We start from the raw sequence: 19,314 nt of genomic DNA, 5'->3' as shown, positions 1-19,314 counted from the left end.
TTTTAACATTGATATAATATTAAAATTACTTTGGTTCTTAAAATCATTCTAGTATGAGATTTTTTAATCATCTAATTTGTATATATTATACACATACATAAAATCTTCAAAATCTACATATATTTGACTCCTTCCTTCTTGAGAATATAATTTTACTAGTCTTACAATACATTTTATTCCATCTTCATTTACACATAGCCATTTAATAGTTTTGTCTCCATCTTGATCTATTTCAGATTCATAAGATTTTATAATGTCATAAACTTGATCTTCTTTGCTAAATATTTTAATTCTATCATTATCTGGATCAATAATTAGTAATATTTCAACTTCTTTAAAATCCGACCATTCTGTCCAAATTTCAGAAATTTCATTTTTACTTCTTGAGGCAAAACCAGTAGTTTTACACTTAATTATTTGCGAATAACTATTTAAATTAAATAAAATAAACAGTAGTATAAATATTGTTTTATGCATAGTTTATATCAAATTATCTTAATAACCATCATATGCTGGAGCTGCTATAGAATCTACTGTTTCTGTGGCAGCAGCTGCGGTAGAATCTACTGCTTCAGAATCATATTCTTGATTATCATAGCTCACACTATCATTATTATTTTTTACAGTAGATATATATCCAGAAATATCATAATCACCCTTAACGATAATAAAAAATACAAGATTGTTAGTATTATTAATCACAATTTGTTTTTCTTTATTTTTATAGATTGAAACTTCATTATTATCTATAAATCCTTCTTTAACCAATTCATAACCTTTTAATTTTGCTTTTAGCATTGTGCATATATTTTTAGCTTTACCATATGCTTTACCTGATAATTTAATTTCATAAATATATCCGTAAGGCAAATTATTTCCCATAAAAACTTTATTGTAGTTAGAATTATAATCAAATGGTGTTCCTAATGCTTCAAAAGAATAGGTAGCATCTGTTGTAATTTTTTTATCACTTATTATTTTTAAGTTGGAATCATAAGTATTTAAACTTGCGCTATTGATTTTGAATTTTTGAACAATTTGAGAAAAATTATTAGTAAAAGTTAATCCTTCTAAAGTTTCATAATTAATTTCATCAACAATTTTATTTATATCAAAATAATCTGTCTGAATACTTTCGTAGACTGTTTCTCCAGTAATTACATAGGTTAAATAGTCATAGGAAAACCCATCAAATTGAGGATTAATTAAATACTTTCCTTCTTTATCTATAAAACCAGTTTTATCGCTACTTTGTACCAATGCAATGTTATTATTGAAGGAAGCGGCATAGTTAAATTGTGGATTAATAACTATTTTGCCTTTCTTATCTATGTAACCATATTGCTTATCTATTTTTACAGATGCAAGGTCATTTCCATTAAACTTTTGAGCTGTTTCAAATTGTGGATTTATTATAATTTTTCCTTTTCCATCACACCAACCATACTTATCCTCTTGCATAAATAAATACATATTTCCATCTTTAGAAAGACTAGAAAATTGCGGATTTATAATATATTTTCCTTTTATGTCAATTACGCCAGCTTTATCTTTTAAATAAACTACAGCAGTATTATTTTCAAAACTTCGTGCATCATCGAATTGGCAATTTATTGTAATCTTACCATCAGTATCAATGAATCCCCATTTATCATCTTTATTTTTAACAGCGCATTTGTTTTCAGTAAAATTTAAGACTTCTTTAAATTGTGGATTAATTTTAATTTTACCATCATTATTTACAAAACCCCATTTATTGTTTACACTATCAGATTTAGAAAATGCTGCAAGACCATTTTTAAATATTCTTACATTTTCAGCTTCTTTCAATGTAAACTTAATTTCACCATTTTTATTAATTGCATTTGGTGCTCCATTTTCTGAAACTACCCAAGCAATATCTTCACTAAAAATTGTTGCCGATTTATAAGTTGGATTTATTAAATATTTCCCATCGGTGTCTATAAAACCCCATTTGGCATTTTCTCCAGATGTTTTCACTAGGGCTATACCATTTCTAAAAATACTTGCATCAGAAAATTGAGGATTTATGACAATTTCTCCTTTAGTATTTACATACTCAAAGTTTTCTCCCATTTTTACAGGAATTAAAGAAATGTTTTCAATCTTAGAATTTGAATTACAAGAATATAGTAAAAGTGTAAAAATTGAGTATAATATAATTTTTTTCATTTGTTAATAATTTAGTTTTTGATTAATTAATTGAAATTTAGATTTATTACTTTCTACATTCTAGACAAAATCTCTTTTTTAGTGCTATCAAATTCTTCTTGAGTAAGAATTCCGTTGTCTAACATTGTTTTTAGTTTAGTTAACTTTTCCATTGGATCTTCGGCTGTAGTTGGTTGATTTTGTGTATTTGGATTGTTAATTGTAATTCCTCCACCAGCAGTTGCTCTTTTATCTTCAAGATCTCTTTCTCGTCGTTCCTCTCTTTTTTGCTCTTCCATTTCTTGTGCAAATCTATAAAGTCTTCTTGCTTGTGCTTTTGGAATGTCTTCAATGCTATCCGTTTGTCCAGAAACTGTTTTTATAGTAATTGTTGCGCCAAAAAAGCTTTCTTTTGTGTGAACATCTGCTACATTTAGCCAAGAATAATCTTTAAATTCTAAGGTTAATCCGAATGATTTTGGTCTAACAACTATTATTCTTTTATTGGTTAATGCAATACAATCTGGCGAGAAATTTACTCCCAACGTTTTCTTTTGTACGGCTATGTATTGAATTTCTTCATTACTTGTACAATATTCTTGAACTTTTGGTAAAATTTTTTCAATAACCTTAGCATCTTGTTCTTCGCTAATTAAATCTTTTAATGATATCATAATTTTATTTTTTATTAATTAATATTTTTTATTAATTGTATTTATTATATTTTCCTACCCATCAACCGCATCAAAGTTGTAATTATTCCTAACATTAGAAAAGTAAAAATCTTCAATATCTTGTGCTTTCATCAACGAAACATATTCGTCTATTGGCACGTTGTAATAATGGTGAACGGCATTTAAATTAAATTCTATTTCTAGAATTTGGGTTACTTCATCATAACCAACCTCTTGAATGTTGTCAGTATTTATTGGAAATCGTTTCATAAAAAATTATAGTTTAAGTAGGTTAATAAATTATCTGCCAAACTTAAACCCAATAAAAGTGTGTATTTTACGGAAATCCGTAAAACAGTAAAAAAAAGTAAAAAAAAGTGAAAATAGTTTAATTAAGCAATGCCCAAATCTTTAGCAATGGCTATTAAATGCACGGTATTCTTGGCTTTGAAGTAGTCTTTTAATTTGCCCAATCTTTTTTCAATAGCACTCTTACTATTGGGTTTTATTTCTAAATCTTTAAAAATGGTTTCCATTTCTTCTAGAGAAGTTCCAAGAGAAAGTTGCTTTATAAGTTGTATATCGAAATTGTCTATTTCGTGTATTACTTTATCTTGAAGTAAATGTGCCATTTGTGGCGAGATGTATTTATGATCTTCTTTGGTAATTGTTTTTATGGCAGTTTTTAATTCGCCAATACTTTTTCTGCCTTTATTTATGTAGGCATCAATGTTTAAATTTTCGAACAATGATTTTATTCTAAAACTTTTATCTTCTATAGAGTAAACAACGACTTTAATATTGGGTTGGATTTTTTTTATTGCTTCAATTAAATCTTCGCCAGTATACATTTTTACTTTTCTGTGATCGGCTTTAAATGATAAATCGGTAATCAATAAATCGTAAGGTTGGTTGTCTAAAAGTGCTTTTTTTATTTTAAGTAAAGCATCATCACAATATTTTGCATGTTGAATTTCTTGCACTTTTAACGACTGCAAAGTTTGATTTACAGCTACTGTTATACTGTCTAAATCTTCGGCAACTACTACTTTTTTAAACATAGGTCAATTTATTTTGGCGCAATTAGGGTTGCTTTAAATCCTTTATTAGATTCTGTTTCAAAAGTAATAGTTCCTTTTACAACTAAAATACGGTTTTCCGCATTTTGAAGTCCGCTTTTAAATTTTAACATTTCAGATGTGCCAATTCCGTTGTCTTTATAGGTAATTTCTACAGTGCTTTTTTGGGTCTTAAACCCTATAATTACTATGGTACACTGACTGTGCTTTTTCATGTTTACAAGTAATTCTTGCACGATTCTAAAAAGTGAAATTTTAACTTCTTTTTTTACATTTTGCCAATTTATAGCATTCGAATCTTGAACAATTACATTTACATCATTAGAAATATAACTAGAAATCATAGCCATTAAATTCTCTTGAAATTTAGTTCCAGTTTCTATATCGCTATTTTCTTTTGCAATATTTCTTGTTCTTGCATAAATGGTATCTAATGTATCTAATAAATATTCTTTATTTTCATCTGAATTTAAATCTTGATTTTCTGCAAATGTCATGGCGTTAAAAACATCATTTGCTAGTTCATCGTGCAGTTTTTTAGAAATTCTAGTTTCTGTTTGATAGACAATTTTTTGAAGTTTTCTTTTATTTCTTGATTTATAAAGAAAATATAAAAGTATTCCGATTAATATTAGTAATCCAACTAATACAAACAATAGCGAATTTTGATTTTTATATTTTACAGCTTCTGTAGTAGCTTTTTTACTATCGTATTTTATTTTAGAAAATTCATTTTTAGCAATTTGTCTTACTCTGTTTATACTATCAGAAATTTTAAATTGTATCTGAGCTAATTTTTTAGATTGGTTTGAATTGCTAGTACTAATTAAAAATTTTAATGCTAAAATTCTATCATTTGGAACCTTATTTATTGTGGCAATTTTATATGCTTTATCAGCAAATGAGTTAGCTAAGTCTGAATTAGAATTTTGATAATATTCAGACAAATGAATTAATGACGAAGTGCTATCATAATCTAATTTTAAACTATCTCTTATCTGTAAGGATTGATTTAATAATGAAATTGCTTTAGGATTATTTAATTTAAAATAAGTAAAACCCAAATTATCTAGTATTCTTGCATAATTGGCTTTGTCGTTTTTTACAGAATCATTTTGAAGTACATTTTCTAAAACTGTTTTTGCCTTAATAAAGTTTTTAGCTTCCATAAAAACATGAGCACTATTATTTTTTAATACACATTTTTCTGATTCGGTTTTAGATAAATTTAGGCATAAATTATTATATTTTAATGCGTTTTTATAATCAAATTGTTCTAAATAAATCAACTCAAGTAGGTTATAAATAGTTGAAATATTTTTATACTCTGGAAAAGTTTTTAAAGCTTCGGTTGCATTTTCTTCGCTTCCTGCAAAATCACATTGTATTAGTTGAACATCAGCCATAAAAAAAAGGGCATATACAATTTTTTCTTTTTCTTTTGGATTATATAGCAATTTGGCTTTATTAAAATAATAAAAAGTACTGTCAAATTGTTGTTTTTCATAATTTGATAAACCTTTTTTTAATAAGAAATCTGCTTCTTTAGTTTCATCTTTTTTTTTAGTTTCTGTGCAAGAAAATAAAATAGAACTTAAAAGGAGTGTAAAAATAAAATTCGGAAAACGAAATTGTAAATATTTCATTTTCCGAAAATATTCAATTTATTTTGATTTAAAAAATAAAACTTTAAAAAAACCATTAAGGCATTAGATTTATTAAGATTCATTAAGATTTCGGTTTCTTAATTTTCTTTAAATGACTTAATGGTTAAAAAAAGTGGTATTATGGTGTTGGTGGTGGTGGAACAACTTTGCCGCCTTGTCCACCAATTCCGTATGATTGATTCGCTTTTAATGATTTAGAAAAATCAACTTTAACAATTTCACTTCTTTTTTCATTAGAAGAAGTTTTTAAATTTGAATCTTTGCTGCACGAAACGGCAACACCTGCAACTGCCACTAAGGCAATTAAAAATAAGTTTTTCATAAAATATGATTTTAAAAAAATTTAACATAATTGTGGCTCTTCAGGATTATCCTAAAGTGAGCGATAACAGAATTTACTGTTGGTTTTTGTGAGTACTCAATGCATTTTGGGAAGAGAAGCGTGCTGAAACAAAACCTTTTAAATAGTCTTCCCAACTAAAAATTGGTTTTGTACAGCAACACTTTTTAGAACTAGTTTTGTACATTTGTTCCTATCGCGAAATAGATCAAGAACTAATTCTGAGGCAAAGGAATGTGGTTTTTGAGTGAGTGTTTATGCGGAATTCCGGTAATTCCTAGCATTACTAAAGATTCCTAATAAATCCTAATATGAGTATAAATTACAATTGGCTTGAAGAATATAAAAAAGCAATTAGAGCAAAATATGAAGTAGAAAAAACAGAAATTTATTCAAGTTTTTTATTAAATCCATCAAGAGCACAATTAAGAAAATTGTGTGTTGAACGCTTTAAAGAAAATTTAAATTCAGATGATTTAAGAAGTTTTAAATTGTTTTTTGGATTTGAATTTGCATATGATAATTTGAATAAATTAAAACTTCATACAGATAAATTTAGACCAATAGAAACTTTTTTTAAACGAGAAACCGATTTGACAGATATTGAAGGATTAAATATTGCTGCAATTCTTGTAAATTTTAATCCAAGACCTTTTAACAAATTCAATAAATCTGATTTTTCTGTAACTGAAGATAATTTTAAAGAAGATTTAAAAACTACTATTCCACAACAAAAAGAGTTTAAAACAAATTCATTTTCTGCTGCTGCAAATGCTGGAATTAGTACTATAAAACTAAACACTAATTCAATTAAGAAAAAAGCAGGAATAACAACTTTGGCTGTAACAATTTTATTTTCAATAGGTTATACCACTAACAATATATTTTTTAAAGAGAAAGAATGTATGCAATGGAAAGAAAATCATTATGAAATGGTAGATTGTAAAAGTGATAAGTTACTATTAACAAACAATTGCAAACCAGAACCTTATAATAAAGAAGAGTTTGCCAGAAAAAAACTAAAAGTGTGCGACACAACCACTTTTTTTAAAGCAGATAAACCAATAGTTTGGTATTGTAAAAAAAATAATTCAGTTTGTTTTTTCAATATGGATGGGAAAAATCCCGAAAACGGAGTCGAATTAAAACAGATTACGCAACACATGATAGACAAATATGTGCAACCATTACAATAAGAAAGCTTACTTTTGCAAAAAATTTACTTTTTAACTGGTGTGGCATTTTATTTATAAAGTAATTTTTATATTATGTATTAAAGATTAATTAAATAAAAAATGTCACATTGAGCTTGTTGAAATGCTTTATATATTTCGATACTTCCTATGTCAGTACAAGCGAATTTAAAAAACAGAATATCATTTATTTATTATTATTATGACACACAAAGCAGGTTTTGTAAACATTATAGGCAATCCAAACGTTGGAAAATCTACGTTAATGAATGCATTTGTTGGCGAACGATTATCAATTATTACTTCTAAAGCGCAAACTACAAGACATAGAATTTTGGGAATTGTAAATGGAGACGATTTTCAAATGATACTTTCAGATACGCCAGGAATTATAAAACCAGCGTATGAAATGCAAGAATCTATGATGAATTTTGTAAAATCAGCGTTTGAAGATGCTGATGTGTTGATTTATATGGTAGAAATTGGTGAGCAAGAATTAAAAGACGAAGCATTTTTTAATAAAATTATTCACGCCAAAATTCCAGTATTGTTGTTGTTGAATAAAATTGACAATTCCAATCAAGTTCAGCTAGAAGAGCAAGTAGCTTTTTGGACTGCTAAAGTTCCTAATGCAGAGATTTTTCCAATTTCTGCTTTAAAGAATTTTAATGTTCCAGAGGTTTTTGCAAGAATTATACAGCTTTTACCAGAATCGCCAGCGTATTATCCTAAAGATACATTGACAGATAAACCAGAACGTTTTTTTGTAAACGAAACTATTAGAGAGAAAATCTTGTTGTATTACAATAAAGAAATTCCCTATTCAGTAGAAATTGAAACCGAAGAATTTCTAGAAGACGAAAAAATAATTAGAATTCGTGCTTTAATTATGGTAGAACGTGATACTCAAAAAGGTATTATTATTGGTCATAAAGGCGAAGCTTTGAAAAGAGTTGGAGTAGAATCTAGAATAGACTTAGAAAAGTTTTTTGGCAAGCAAATTCATCTTGAAATGTATGTTAAAGTCAATAAAAACTGGAGAAGTAATACTAATATGTTGAAACGATTTGGGTATAATCAGTAGCGTTTTTAGTTAATTGTTTATAGTTTTTGGTTTGTTGTTTTGTTATGAAAATATTTCTTGATTGAAACATCAAAATTATTACTTAGATAATTTTTAGCCCAGATTGAAATGAAAATCCTTGCGAAATGAAAAGCTAATTTTTCTAAGCCAAAAACTGCGACCAAAGAAGCACGTTTATGGTTATAGAAAAATAGTTTTTATTGAGTAAGATTGTAATGTAAAGCTGGAAATTGCTTCTATAAACTACCTAAACTTTAAATAATAAACAACAAACTAAAGTTGTACCTTTGCAAAATATTAAAAATGCCTTATGAATAATATTGTTGCCATTGTTGGAAGACCAAATGTAGGAAAATCGACGCTATTTAATCGGTTGATTCAAAGAAGAGAAGCTATTGTAGATTCGGTTTCGGGTGTAACTCGCGATAGAAATTATGGAAAAAGCGAATGGAACGGAAAAGAGTTTTCGGTAATTGATACTGGAGGATATATTCGTGGAAGCGATGACATTTTTGAAGCAGAAATTCGTAAACAAGTAGAACTTGCTATTGATGAAGCCGACGTAATTATATTTGTTGTAGATGTTGAAGAAGGTATTACACCAATGGATGATGCAGTTTCTAAGTTATTACGCAAGGTTAAAAAACCAGTTTTACTAGCAGTAAACAAGGTTGATAATGCCATGCGAGAAAAAGATGCTGTAGAATTTTACAATCTAGGTTTGGGCGAATACTACACTTTTGCAAGTATATCTGGAAGTGGAACTGGCGAATTATTAGACGCATTAATCGATGCTTTTCCTGTAAAGCCAGAACCAACACAAGATGAAATTTTGTTGCCAAGATTTGCAGTTGTTGGTCGACCAAATGCTGGAAAATCTAGTTTTATAAACGCATTAATTGGCAAAGAAAGATACATTGTTACCGATATTGCAGGAACAACTCGTGACTCTATTGATACAAAATTTGACCGATTTGGGTTTGAATTTAACTTAGTAGACACAGCAGGAATAAGACGAAAAGCCAAAGTAAAAGAAGATTTAGAATTTTACTCGGTAATGCGATCGGTTCGTGCTATTGAGCATTCAGATATTTGTATCCTTATTATAGATGCAACTCGTGGCTTTGAAGGACAAGATCAAAGTATTTTTTGGCTAGCAGAAAAAAACCGAAAAGGTGTTGTGATTTTGGTTAACAAATGGGATTTGGTAGAAAAAGACACTATGTCAACCAGAGATTATGAAAACAAAATTCGCGAGCAATTGCAACCATTTGTAGATGTTCCAATTTTGTTTATATCTGCATTAACCAAGCAACGTTTGCTAAAAGCGCTAGAAGCAACAGTAAAAGTTTTTGAAAACCGTAGCCAACGAATTTCAACATCAAAGTTTAACGATTACATGTTGAAAATTATAGAAAATCATCCGCCACCAGCATTAAAAGGAAAGTTTGTAAAAATTAAATATTGTATGCAATTGCCAACGCCAACGCCACAATTTGTATTTTTTGCCAACTTACCGCAATATGTAAAAGAAGCATACAAACGATTTTTAGAAAATAAAATTCGTGAAAACTGGGATTTTAGTGGTGTTCCAATAGATATTTATATTAGAGAAAAATAGTCTAAATTTATACTGATGAAAATCAGTAGCAAATGGTTTGGGCATTTTCAAGATTGGTAATTCCTGCTTTCCGTTTCAATCTTTTTTCAATTGCCTTGGGTTTAAACCCAAGGCAATTGAAAAAAGGATTTTCACTCCAAACGTAGTTCACTGAACACAAATGAAGATACAATGTATAGTGAAGTAATCAGGGCTAAAAATCAATCATTTTTGTGAAATAAAGTTTCAAAAGCATAATCTCTTAATGAATCTTAATTTGCCTTAATGGTTAAAAAAAACTTAGTGCCTTGTGTTAAAACCCAAGGCATTTGAAAAAAGATTTTCTCTCTAATCAGGGCTAAAAATTTATCATTTTTGTAAAATAAAGTTTCAAAAGCATAATCTCTTAATGAATCTTAATTTGCCTTAATGGTTAAAAAAAACTTAGTGCCTTGGGTTAAAACCCAAGGCAATTGAAAAAAGGATTTTCAATTTAATAAGGGCCAAAAATCAATCATTTTTGTAAAGTAAAGTTTTAAAAGCATAACCACTTAATGAATCTTAATTTGCCTTAATGGTTAAAAAAAACTTAGTGCCTTAGTGGCAAAAAAAGTAACTTCGTGGCAATAAAAGATACTGAAATAAATTCAGCATAAAAATGTTAACAAAAGAAATACAAACCGCAGTAGAAAAAGGAGAAATGCTTCCATTAATGGAAGAGTTTTATACCATTCAAGGTGAAGGTTATCATACAGGAACAGCAGCATACTTTATAAGAATTGGTGGTTGCGATGTAGGTTGTCATTGGTGCGACGTTAAAGAAAGTTGGAATGCCGAGTTGCATCCACCAACAGCAACAACTATTATTGTAGAAAACGCTAAAAAATATGCCAATACAGTTGTAGTAACTGGCGGCGAACCATTAATGTGGGACATGACTTTGCTTACTCAAAAGCTAAAAGAACAAAACCTACAAGTCCATATAGAAACATCTGGCGCATATAATTTAACTGGAACTTGGGATTGGATTTGTCTTTCACCAAAGAAAAACAAACTACCAACTCAAGCTGTTTATGACAATGCCAACGAGTTAAAAGTAATAATTTACAACAAGCACGACTTTATATTTGCCGAAGAGCAAGCGTTGAAAGTAAATAAAAATGCCATTTTATTTTTGCAACCAGAGTGGAGTAAAAAAGAAGAAATGACACCATTAATTGTAGATTATGTAATGAACAATCCCAAATGGAGAGTTTCCTTGCAAACACATAAATACTTGAATATTCCTTAAATTTTAAATTTATATGAAAAAATGCTTCTTACTTTTTATATTGATTTCTTTTACTAGTTATTCACAAATTAGTGGAGAAGACGAGGTTTACTTAAACGGAGACATAATAAATCCAAAATTTAATGGTGGCGGAATTGATAAATTTTATGAATTTGTAAACCAAAATTTTGAATTTTCTAAAGTTGTAAAAGCTGGAAAAATGATTGCTTCATTTACCGTTGATGAAAATGGCGATGTTAAAAAAATAAGAGTTATACAATTTGTAGATGTTGAAAGTGCTACAGAAATTATTAGAGTTTTAAAACTTTCGCCTAAGTGGCAACCAGCTGTAAAAAATGGAAAGCCAATTAGTATAGAAATTAAACTTCCGTTAGATTTAAAAGTTAGTGAGCCAAAAGAAACTACAAATTCAACTGTAAAAGAAGATTCTGCTTCTCAAAGCACTATAATTGAAGGTAAAAGAGATGAGTTAATAATACCTTCATCAGTATTAGAAGAAAAGCCAGAATATCCTGGAGGATTGAAGAATTTTTATGAATTTCTTGCTAAAAATTTTAAGTCTCCTAGCGAACCAGGATTAAATGGAAAAGTTATAATATCTTTTGTAATAGAAACAGATGGATCATCAACTGATTTCAAAATTCTTCAAGATATTGGTTTTGGTACAGGTCAAGAAGCTGTTAGGGTTTTTATACTAATGCCACTTTGGAAACCAGGAAAGCAAAAAGGAATTCCTGTTAGGTGTCAATATACAATTCCTATAACTATAAGTACACCAGACGAATAGTTTAATAAAATTTATTGTAACAAATATTAAATTACCACTACTAATTAAATTATTGAAAAAACTCAAATTAATTTTGGCACATTAATTGAAAACAATATATTTATAAAAATTTAAAACACCTTATTATGAAGAAATTTATTATTACACTAGCATTAGTTTTGGTTGCTCAATTTGGATTTTCTCAAGTTGATGAAGCATTTAAAAAAGATGTTTTAAAAGTTATTGAAAAAAGTGGTGCTGGAGGACAAGTTAATGCAGCAAAAAAACAAATTTTAACTATGATTCCGGCAGAAAAACAAGCTGCTTTTTTAGTAGAATTTGATGTTATTTTAAATAAAATTCAAGATGAAACTTCAAAAATTTACATGCAAGAATACACAAAGGAAGATGTAAAAGCTATGCTTGCATTTTATGAAAGTCCAGTTGGTAAAAAAATGAGTGAGAAAGCAGAAGTTTTATCTACTAAAAGTCAAGAATCAATGATGAGCGTTCAAACAGATGTTCAAGAATTGATGGGTAAATATATGGGAGAATAACTTCTTTATTAATTATACAGTAAAAAAAACAGTAATAAATATTAAAATACCTTAACATGAAAAAAATTATTATCACAGTAGCATTAGTTTTGGTTGCACAATTTGGATTTTCTCAAGTTGATGAAGCATTTAAAAAAGATGTATTAAAAGTTATTGAAAGAAGTGGATCTGCTAACCAAATGAAATCTGTAAAAGGAAGAATTATGGGACAAATTCCTGAGGACAAACAAGCTGCTTTTAGTATAGATTTTGATGCAGCAATTCCAAGTTTATATGAAAAACTTGCTAAAGTATATATGGAAACGTATACTAAAGAAGACATTAAAGCCATGCTAGCATTTTATGAAAGTCCAGTTGGAAAGAAAATGGCAGAAAAATCGGCAGAATTGATGGAGAAATCTCAAGCTGCTGGACAAGAATGGGGCGAAGGTTTGCAAGAAATGATGATGAAATACATGCCAGAATAAATTTTGGTATGAAAAATGTATTTAATTTTTTGATTGCATTTTTATTTTTTCAAATAGGTTTTTCTCAAACTCTTGTCGAAAAAGAAATTGTTTATAATGAAGACAACAACATTTATAATAGTCTAGAAATTGATATTAAGCCAGAATATCCTGGCGGAATTTCAGAATTTCGAAAATTCATAGCATCTAATTTTATAACACCTGAAAATGAAAAATTTAAAGGTGGAAATGTTTCTGTTAGTTTTGTAATAGAAAAAGATGGAACCTTGACAAATATAAAAATTTTGAAAGACGCAGGTTTTAATACCGGTACAGAAACAATAAGAGTTCTAAAGCTTTGTAAAATTTGGATGCCAGGAGAAAAAAAAGGCCAAAATGTTAGAGTTTTGTATGTTGTACCTATAACTTTATGGTCCAATTAATAATAATCCCATTTCTTAACAGAATGGGATTTTTTTAAACATTAAATTTATGAAATCTCAATTTTTACTTGATGAATCTATTACTTTTTTAAATCATGGTTCGTTTGGTGCTTGCCCAAAACCAATTTTGGAAGAATACCAACGATTGCAACTTGAACAAGAAAGTGATCCTGTACATTTTATGCAAAAGAAATTGCCAGTTTATTTAAAGGAAGCAAAGAAACCTTTAGCAAAATTTATTGGTTGCAATGTTGAAGATTTCTTTTTTACTCCAAATCCAACAGTTGCTGTAAATACAATTATGCGAAGTTTGAAGTTAAATGAAGATGATGAAATTTTAACTACCAATCATGAATATGGTGCAATGGATAGAACTTGGCATTTTTATTGTAAAAAAGTTGGTGCTAACTATGTTCGTCAAGAAATTTCGTTGCCTGTTACTTCTAAAGAAAGTTTGCTAGACCAGTTTTTGAAAGGTTGTACTAGTAAAACTAAAATTATATTTATTAATCAAATTTCTAGCGCAACTGGGTTACTATTTCCTGTAAAGGAAATTTGCGATAAAGCTAGAGCATTAGGAATTATTACAATTGTTGATGGTGCTCATGTTCCTGGACATATTGACTTGAATATTGAACAAATGAACCCAGATTATTATACTGGAACTTTGCACAAATGGATGTTGGCGCCAAAAGGAAGTTCGTTTTTGTATGTAAAAAAAGAGTTGCAAAATAGTATTGAACCTTTGGTTGTGAGTTGGGGTTATGAAAGTGTGTTTCCTAGTGATAGCCAGTTTTTAGATTATCATGAATATCAAGGAACAAATGATTATACTGCTTTTTTAACCACACCAAAAGTTATTGAATTTCTTGAAAATAATAATTGGAAAGAAAAATCTAAAGTTTGTAGAAAAATTGTTTTAGAAAATTACAAACGTTTTTGTGATTTATTAAATACCGAACCAATTTGTCCAATTACAGAAGAATTTTTAGGTCAAATGGCAAGTATTCCTGTAAAGACCAAAAACGGAATTGAATTGAAGAATGTATTATATGATAAATACAAAATTCAAATTCCTGTAATGCCATTGAATGATAGGTTTTACATTAGATTTTCTATTAATGTTTATAATTCTGAAGAAGATTTAGAGATTTTGTACCAAGCTATTGTAGCTATTATTGCAACTACAGATTTGATTGACGTAGATTAATAGGTTTAGCCCAGAATGGAATGAAAAGCTTTGTGAAAATAAATTCTAATTTTTCTTGCTATACAACTGCGACCAAAGGAAGCACGTTTTATAGTTTAGAAAAATAGATTTTATTGAGCAAACTTGTAATGGAATGCTGGAAATGCTTCTAGAAAAGTCTAGCCAAATAATCGTAATTTTCGCCTTCTTGAATTAATTCGCACTGAAAATTATTATAAATCGCAGCGTTTTGAAGTGTGTTGTAATCTAAATAGAGCCAAGGAAATTCGGTTTCGGTTTCGCCTTTATATTGAATGGAAAAAGTAAGTTCGCCATAATAACCATTGGCAGGAATTAGTTTAGAACCATCGTCGTTTTCGTCGAACATATAAATAATATCGGATGAATCTATGAGAATTTGACCATTTGGCGAAAGTAAACTTTTTAATTTTGTGAGGTATTTGTCTGTTTGCGATAGTGTTTCAAAAATTCCTGTTCCGTTCATTAGAATTAAAATAGTATCAAATTTTTGTGAATTTAAATCTAAAACATTTTGAACTTTGGCATTGTTTATTCCGCGAAGTTTACAAGCTTTAATTGCGTTTTGGGATATATCAATAGCAGTTGCATCAAATCCTTTTTGTTGTAAATACAAGCTGTGACTTCCTGCACCACAACCTACATCTAGAATTTTTCCTTTGCAAAGTTGTAGTGCTTTTTGTTCTATTATTGGCATTTGGGAGTAATTTCTAAATAGGTAAGCAACAGACATTTCATCGGCTTCGGAGATTGAAGTTTCTGTAATTATGTCTTGTGGATTATTGTTGGTTTGAAAATCTAGAATGGCGCGTCCGAATAAATCTTTCATTTTTAATAAAAAGTTACAGCGTTTTAGGTTTAAAGTTGTTTAAAAGTTTAAATTTGTTTTTATGTTAAAACCAAATTTAAACGAACTAACAAAACTTGCCAAAGATAGTCATATCGAAAACAAAAAGTATTTCGATAAGCTAAAAAAGAAAACGCCCAAAAATTTGGATTATGTGATGCAAGACTTGCACGATGCCGAGTTTAAAAAAACGAATTGTTTAGATTGTGCTAATTGCTGCAAGACAACTGGACCATTGTTTACAAGTGCCGATATTGAACGAATTGCTAAACATTTAAAACAAAAACCACAACAATTTATAGATAGTTATTTGCGAATAGATGAAGATAAAGATTATGTTTTACAAAGTGTTCCTTGTAGTTTTTTAGATAGTGATAATACTTGTTTTATATATGATGTTCGTCCGAAAGCTTGTAGAGAATTTCCGCATACTGATAGAAAAAAGTTTAATCAAATTAGTGATTTGACTTTGAAGAATGTTGCAATTTGTCCTGCTGCGTATAATATTGTTGAAGCTATGAAGAGGAAGATTGTGTTGTAATTAAATTAAAGTTTATTGAAGGATTTTATTTTATCTTTAAGAAGTGCGAAATAATTTTATCTAAGAATGTTTGATATGAATAATATTTTTATATCTTTATTCCTGTTAATTTAATTTTACCTTATATTATGAAAAAATTTATTTTTTTTATTACATTGTTTTTAAGTCAGTTTGTAAATGCTTCTTGGATAACTTCGTTTGAAGAAGCTCAAAAATTATCTTTAGCAACTAATAAGTTTATTGTTGTAGATTTTTGGGCAACATGGTGCGGACCTTGTAAAAAGATGGATTATGATTCGTGGTCTGATCAAGAAGTTGGTGTTATTTTACAAGATTACATTCAGTTAAAAATAGATATTGATACCAATAGAGAATTAGCAAATAAATATGATATTAAAAGCATACCAAATATGTTTATAATGGATGGCAATGGTAAAGTGGTATATAGTTTTTTAGGATATAGAAACGCATCTGAACTTAAAAAAGAAATAGAAAAATTTGCAATATCTACAGAATTTATGTCGTTAGATTTGATAAATTATTTTAAAAAGAATAGTTTTAATACATCTGCGAGAGTTGCTCAAAAGTATTTAGATTATTCTTTATATGTTGATGAGGAAATTAAAAGTAATATTTTAAAAGTGAGCGATAAATATTTGAGTGATGCAAAAAAAGATTTATCTAAAAAAGAGGATGACTACAAAGATAAATATCAAAAACTTGAATTGTTGGAATTGTTTAGGTTTGCGTATTCACTAAATTTCACTAAACTAGAAAAAAAGCTTTTACAATTTAAAGAATTTGATATTTTAGAAAGCAATCTAAACTATTATTACTTTTTAAAATATATGGTTGCAAAAGGATTAAACAAAGAAGATTTTGCAGAAATTGATTCTAAATATAAGTTAATTGAAGGATTTGATTATTTTATTAAGAAGTCTGAATTAATTTTATCTAAGAAAGTTTAGTAAATTAAATATTTTTTTCTCATTTCTTTAAAGTCAGACAATCCTTTTTCCCAAGATTTTCTAATTTCATTTTCAGATATTCCAGTTTCAATTTGTTGTTGAAGTTTTTTGGTTCCTGCCAGTTTTGTAAAAAACGAATTGAAGAATTTAGATTTGTCTGAAGTGTTTTGATACGCTTTCAGTAGCCATTTTAATTCTAATTTATCAACTTTGCTTATGTTTGTTAAATTTTCTCCATAACACTCTTTTCCGTTATAGACTGGATCTTTGGCTCCAAAATTTGGTTTAGGTGTAAATTTAAATTCGCTTTTAGGTAAAAACGGCGAACCATAAATTTGAAACTGAGTTTCTGTTCCTCGACCAACACTAACATTGGTTCCTTCAAATAGACAAAGACTTGCATATAGGTTAATAGATTGATCATTTGGCAAATTTGGTGAAGGTTTTATTGGTAAGCTATAATTCATATCACGTTTATAATTTAAACAAGGAATTACAGTTAAGTCGCATTGAATACCATCTTTTAACCATTTTTCTCCATTAATCATTTGCGCATATTCTCCAATTGTCATTCCGTGTACTAGCGGAATTGGATGCATGCCTACAAAACTTGTAAATTCTTTTTCAAGTATTGGTCCATCAACTATACTTCCGTTAGGGTTTGGTCTGTCTAAAACAATTAATTGAATTTTGTTTTCTGCACAAGCTTCCATTATATAATGTAGCGATGAAATGTACGTGTAAAATCTTGCTCCAACATCTTGAAGGTCAAAAACCATTACATCAATTCCTGCTAATTGTTCTGGCTTAGGTTTTTTATTGTCTCCATACAATGATATTATTGGTAAACCGGTTTTAGAATCTTTCCCATCAACTATGTGTTCGCCAGCATCTGCTGTGCCTCTAAAACCATGTTCTGGAGCAAATATTGTTTTTATGTTTAGTTTTTGGTCTATAAAAAAGTCAATTATATTTATGTTAGTTACATTATAACTTCCATTATCTTTAGAATTTGGTTGAATTATTTCGAATTTTCTTATTGTTCCAGTTTGATTGGTTACTACTCCAATTTTTTTGTCTTTTAATAAATCTAGATATGACTTTACATTTTCTGCACCAGTCCTAAAATTATTTACTAAAAGGTCATTGAAATCGTTAGTTTCAGATGAGTTGTTACTAGTATTGATGGTTTTTATATTTGAAATAGATTTAGATTTAGTATTATTTTTTGCACTTCCACAAGAAAATGAAATCGTTACATATATAAATAATAAAGACGCAGTTTTAAGTAAATTTTTCATATTTATGTTAAATTAAATAATCATCATTATAATAATTCGTGTTTAAACTGTATTTTTGAGCAATATAATTACACAATAAACGCGTTTGAAATTAGAATATTTTATTGCCAAGCGAATTATAACAGATAAAGACTATAAAAGTAGTATATCTGCACCAATAATAAAAATTGCTATTTTAGCTGTTGCTTTAGGGATAATTATGATGATAGTTTCTGTTGCAACAGGAATTGGCCTGCAAAATAAAATACGACAAAAGGTTTCAGCATTTAATGGGCATGTAATAATTTCTAATTACACTAATAATGAATCAGATGTTAGTTCGCAACCATTATCTTTAAACCAGAAATTTTATCCAAAATTTAGAAACATAAGTGGTGTAAGTCATGTTCAAGCAGTCGCTAATAAAGCAGGCATTATTAGAACAGAAATAGCATTTGAAGGCATTGTATTTAAAGGAGTTGGCAAGGATTATAATTGGATTGATATTTCAGAATTTTTAATATCAGGAAGAAATCCTGATTTAATTAACGATTTAAATCAAGAAGTTCTTATATCCCAATATTTATCAAATAGGTTGCAATTAAAACTAGGTGATTCTTTTAATACTTTTTTTATGAAAGATGAAGCTAATAAGGTTCCGAATTCTAGAAGATTTAAAATTGTAGGGATTTATAATTCTGGATTTCAGGAATTTGATGCTACTTATATAATTGGTGATATTAGGCATATTCAAAAGATCAATAAATGGAATTTCAATCAAATAGGTTCTTTTGAGGTTTTTATAGAAGATTTTTCAAAAATTAAAGAAAAAGGGCAAGAAATATATTCTGAAACATCATCTGTTTTAGATTCTAAAACAATTATTGATAAGTATTATTATGTTTTCGATTGGTTAAAGTTGTTTGATTTTAATATTATTATAATTATTGTTATCATGATTTCTGTATCAACCATAAATATAATTGTTGCACTTTTGGTTATTATTCTTGAGAGAACTCAAATGATAGGGGTTTTAAAATCGTTGGGAGCAAATAATTGGCTAATAAGAAAAATATTTATCATTATTTGTTTTCGTCTTATCTTAAAAGGACTTTTATTAGGTAATATTATAGCATTT

Annotated in this window: 21 protein-coding genes; 12 read left to right on the top strand and 9 right to left on the bottom strand. The window is 28.4% G+C overall.

Features of this window, described 5'->3' with window-relative positions:
• Positions 1-63: 63 nt before the first annotated feature.
• The 7 genes from ACH2BC_RS14645 to ACH2BC_RS14615 form a co-directional block, all read right to left on the bottom strand.
• Positions 64-477, bottom strand: coding sequence for a hypothetical protein (locus ACH2BC_RS14645; protein WP_395054950.1), 414 nt, complete (start codon positions 475-477; stop codon positions 64-66).
• A gap of 18 nt (positions 478-495) precedes the next feature.
• Positions 496-2,193, bottom strand: coding sequence for a WG repeat-containing protein (locus tag ACH2BC_RS14640; protein WP_395054948.1), 1,698 nt, complete (start codon positions 2,191-2,193; stop codon positions 496-498).
• 53 nt (positions 2,194-2,246) lie between these two features.
• Positions 2,247-2,846, bottom strand: coding sequence for a PH domain-containing protein (locus ACH2BC_RS14635; RefSeq protein WP_395054946.1), 600 nt, complete (start codon positions 2,844-2,846; stop codon positions 2,247-2,249).
• 54 nt (positions 2,847-2,900) lie between these two features.
• Positions 2,901-3,116 (bottom strand): KTSC domain-containing protein, encoded by a 216-nt coding sequence (locus tag ACH2BC_RS14630; RefSeq protein ID WP_395054944.1) that lies wholly within the window; start codon positions 3,114-3,116, stop codon positions 2,901-2,903.
• Between the two features lie 122 nt (positions 3,117-3,238).
• Complete coding sequence (locus tag ACH2BC_RS14625; protein WP_395054942.1) at positions 3,239-3,907, bottom strand: response regulator; 669 nt, start codon at positions 3,905-3,907, stop codon at positions 3,239-3,241.
• An 8-nt stretch (positions 3,908-3,915) separates the two neighbouring features.
• Positions 3,916-5,571, bottom strand: a complete 1,656-nt coding sequence (locus ACH2BC_RS14620) for a hypothetical protein (RefSeq protein WP_395054940.1) — start codon at positions 5,569-5,571, stop codon at positions 3,916-3,918.
• Positions 5,572-5,710: 139 nt separating this feature from the next.
• Positions 5,711-5,914 (bottom strand): hypothetical protein, encoded by a 204-nt coding sequence (locus tag ACH2BC_RS14615; RefSeq protein ID WP_395054938.1) that lies wholly within the window; start codon positions 5,912-5,914, stop codon positions 5,711-5,713.
• 329 nt (positions 5,915-6,243) lie between these two features.
• Here ACH2BC_RS14615 and ACH2BC_RS14610 point away from each other — a divergent pair, with 329 nt between their 5' ends.
• The 9 genes from ACH2BC_RS14610 (at position 6,244) to ACH2BC_RS14570 (ending at position 14,522) form a co-directional block, all read left to right on the top strand.
• Entirely contained in the window at positions 6,244-7,128 is an 885-nt protein-coding gene (locus ACH2BC_RS14610; protein ID WP_395054936.1) for a hypothetical protein, read from the top strand.
• A 199-nt stretch (positions 7,129-7,327) separates the two neighbouring features.
• On the top strand, positions 7,328-8,209 hold the full coding sequence (gene era, locus ACH2BC_RS14605) for a GTPase Era (RefSeq protein WP_395054934.1): 882 nt from the start codon (positions 7,328-7,330) through the stop codon (positions 8,207-8,209).
• 310 nt (positions 8,210-8,519) lie between these two features.
• Entirely contained in the window at positions 8,520-9,830 is a 1,311-nt protein-coding gene (der, locus tag ACH2BC_RS14600) for a ribosome biogenesis GTPase Der (protein WP_395054932.1), read from the top strand.
• A 637-nt stretch (positions 9,831-10,467) separates the two neighbouring features.
• The gene (locus tag ACH2BC_RS14595; protein WP_395054930.1) at positions 10,468-11,100 is read left to right on the top strand and encodes a 7-carboxy-7-deazaguanine synthase QueE; all 633 of its coding nucleotides are present in this window, start codon (positions 10,468-10,470) and stop codon (positions 11,098-11,100) included.
• 13 nt (positions 11,101-11,113) lie between these two features.
• Positions 11,114-11,887: an energy transducer TonB gene (locus tag ACH2BC_RS14590; protein WP_395054928.1), complete on the top strand. Its 774-nt coding sequence runs from the start codon at positions 11,114-11,116 to the stop codon at positions 11,885-11,887.
• 125 nt (positions 11,888-12,012) lie between these two features.
• Entirely contained in the window at positions 12,013-12,423 is a 411-nt protein-coding gene (locus tag ACH2BC_RS14585) for a DUF2059 domain-containing protein (protein ID WP_395054926.1), read from the top strand.
• A 56-nt stretch (positions 12,424-12,479) separates the two neighbouring features.
• Positions 12,480-12,890, top strand: coding sequence for a DUF2059 domain-containing protein (locus ACH2BC_RS14580; RefSeq protein WP_395054924.1), 411 nt, complete (start codon positions 12,480-12,482; stop codon positions 12,888-12,890).
• Positions 12,891-12,898: 8 nt separating this feature from the next.
• Positions 12,899-13,312, top strand: a complete 414-nt coding sequence (locus tag ACH2BC_RS14575) for an energy transducer TonB (protein WP_395054922.1) — start codon at positions 12,899-12,901, stop codon at positions 13,310-13,312.
• 49 nt (positions 13,313-13,361) lie between these two features.
• Positions 13,362-14,522: an aminotransferase class V-fold PLP-dependent enzyme gene (locus tag ACH2BC_RS14570; RefSeq protein ID WP_395054920.1), complete on the top strand. Its 1,161-nt coding sequence runs from the start codon at positions 13,362-13,364 to the stop codon at positions 14,520-14,522.
• Between the two features lie 148 nt (positions 14,523-14,670).
• Here the strand turns inward: ACH2BC_RS14570 and ACH2BC_RS14565 are convergent, their stop codons facing one another.
• On the bottom strand, positions 14,671-15,369 hold the full coding sequence (locus tag ACH2BC_RS14565; protein ID WP_395054918.1) for a class I SAM-dependent methyltransferase: 699 nt from the start codon (positions 15,367-15,369) through the stop codon (positions 14,671-14,673).
• Positions 15,370-15,430: 61 nt separating this feature from the next.
• Here ACH2BC_RS14565 and ACH2BC_RS14560 point away from each other — a divergent pair, with 61 nt between their 5' ends.
• Together ACH2BC_RS14560 and ACH2BC_RS14555 are read left to right on the top strand one after the other, a co-directional pair.
• Positions 15,431-15,928, top strand: coding sequence for a YkgJ family cysteine cluster protein (locus ACH2BC_RS14560; RefSeq protein WP_395054916.1), 498 nt, complete (start codon positions 15,431-15,433; stop codon positions 15,926-15,928).
• A 128-nt stretch (positions 15,929-16,056) separates the two neighbouring features.
• Positions 16,057-16,896 carry a thioredoxin family protein gene (locus ACH2BC_RS14555; protein WP_395054914.1) on the top strand — a complete coding sequence of 280 codons (840 nt, stop codon included), beginning with the start codon at positions 16,057-16,059 and terminating at the stop codon, positions 16,894-16,896.
• Here ACH2BC_RS14555 and ACH2BC_RS14550 read toward each other — a convergent pair.
• A complete protein-coding gene (locus tag ACH2BC_RS14550) occupies positions 16,893-18,197 on the bottom strand; it encodes an exo-beta-N-acetylmuramidase NamZ domain-containing protein (protein WP_395054912.1) in 1,305 nt (434 codons plus the stop codon). The two genes, ACH2BC_RS14555 and ACH2BC_RS14550, sit on opposite strands and share 4 nt — an antisense overlap.
• Positions 18,198-18,282: 85 nt before the next feature.
• Here ACH2BC_RS14550 and ACH2BC_RS14545 point away from each other — a divergent pair.
• The coding region (locus ACH2BC_RS14545; protein WP_395054910.1) for an ABC transporter permease at positions 18,283-19,314 on the top strand (1,032 nt) is incomplete at its 3' end.

This window comes from Flavobacterium sp. (assembly GCF_043760115.1).
In the GTDB taxonomy this organism is placed as follows: Bacteria; Bacteroidota; Bacteroidia; order Flavobacteriales; family Flavobacteriaceae; genus Flavobacterium.
This window is presented reverse-complemented; position numbering and strand designations above follow the sequence as displayed.